The sequence below is a fragment of the Sphaerimonospora thailandensis genome, from assembly GCF_016863115.1.
GTDB classification, from domain to species: domain Bacteria; phylum Actinomycetota; class Actinomycetes; order Streptosporangiales; family Streptosporangiaceae; genus Sphaerimonospora; species Sphaerimonospora cavernae.
In genome coordinates, this window is the sequence record NZ_BOOG01000122.1 from 1 (window position 1) to 1763 (window position 1763).

At 66.5% G+C, this 1763-nt stretch carries 1 pseudogene; it reads right to left on the reverse strand.

The features are described 5' to 3' along the window. Positions 1-559 precede the first annotated feature (559 nt). Positions 560-1763 (reverse strand): annotated as a pseudogene (locus Mth01_RS29200) (hypothetical protein); the annotation flags it as partial.

Below are 1763 nucleotides of genomic sequence, written 5' to 3' on the forward strand. Positions count from 1 at the left end.
AATTGAGCGGATGTAAGTGGAATGCGGAACCAGGTCGGGCCGAGGTGGCCGACGTGGTTTAGCGCTTTACCCCGGCTTTACGGTATTTCCGCTGATCAATGATGCCCTTAAAGGATCTTGGTGACGCTGTGCGATGGACCGGTACAACCACCTGTGTGACATAAATCACACAGGTTCGGCGAAACTGGAGGCGCTCGCGGTCACGTCCAACGGGTCAACAGTCGACCGACGGGGCTCGGTGACCGCGCCACGTCGGATCTGGAAACCCCTGGTGTGAAGGCGATGGACGGCTCCTTGGGGGGTCGAGAGCGCGGGCTCGGGGGAGTGCGGACGCCAAGCGCGGCCTCGCCCTCGGCGGGCGGGCGGCCGCCACTGCGGGTGACCGGACAGGCGGTCGCGTGCCGAGTCTTCTGGTGGCCTTCTGAGCGATCCCGGGGTGCCGTTTCTTCAATCACACGACATTCAACGCCGGGTAAAGTCGCCGCGAGGGAAATGAAACATGAAAAGGGCCCGGCTGGATGCCGGGCCCTTTCCTTTACTTCAAGAGTTCGCCCAGAGATCAGACGATCTTGCCGGACCAGTTCTTCTCGGCGATCTTGTAGACGGCCAGCGTCTCACCGTCGAAGTGCGGGGAGAGGCTGTGGTCGACCCGGTCGTTGCCGTCGGTGTCGGCCAGCGCGGTGGTGACACCGTTGAGGTAGCCGAGCCGCTTGGCGTTGCTGTAGCGGTACAGCCACGGCGAACCGATGGAGCCCTCACCCGTGAAGGAGGACTTGAGGGCCACCAGCTCCTCGCCCTTGATCTTCGAGACGGCCGGCGCCTTGGCGGTCTTGCCGTACGCCCACTTGAGGGTCTGGCCCGTGAAGGCGTAGTTGCCGTCCGGGTGCGAACCGCTCGGGTAGCCGAACATGAAGACCGCGGTGCCGACCTTCTGGTTGTAGGCCAGGCCCTGCCCGCCCACGTTGTCGCCCAGACGGCCGACGTCCTTCAGGACGAGCGTCACGCGCGGCCTGCGGTGGTCCCGACCGCGGTCGTGGTCCCGACCGTGGCCGTGGCCGTCGCGGTAGGACTTCGCCCAGAAGGTCCGCTTGTAGTACTTGTACCGCGGCTTGTCGTTGTGGTCGCCGTCCCAGTCGCCGGGATGCCGAGGCTTCGGGGACTTGGACGTCGTGGGGGACGGGGTGGGCGTGGGGGACGGGGTGGGCGTGGGAGACGCCTCCGAGGCGGGGGTCGGGGAGGGGGTGCCCGCGAGGGCCGTCAGCTCGTCGCTGGCCGCGGTGATGCCGGGGCCGGGCCCGATGTCGTTCTTGCCGTCCCGGTGACCCCAGTCGCCCCGGACCTTCTTCCTGAAGTAGAGGGCCGTGCCGTTGTCGCCGACGTACCAGTCGCCGCGGCTGTCCTCGTACCTGTTGCCGCTGATCTCCTGGGTCACGACGCTCGTGCCCTTGGCCCAGGGGCCGTTGCCCTTGAGGTCCCGGTTCCCGTTCAGGCGCTGGAACTCGCGAACGCTGATCTGACGGGCCTTCGAGTGGTCGTCGTGGCCGCGACCCTTGCGGTCCCAGTCCCGGTCGTGGTCACGGCCCTTGTCGTGATCGCGACCCTTTTCGTGATCGCGGCCCTTGCGGTCCCAGTCCCTGTCGTGGTCACGGCCCTTGTCGTGGTCACGGCCCTTGTCGTGACGGTGGCCCTTGCTGCCGTGGCCCCAGTCGTAGTCACGACCGTTGTACTTGACGTCGGTGACCTGGACACCGTTGTAGACGGTC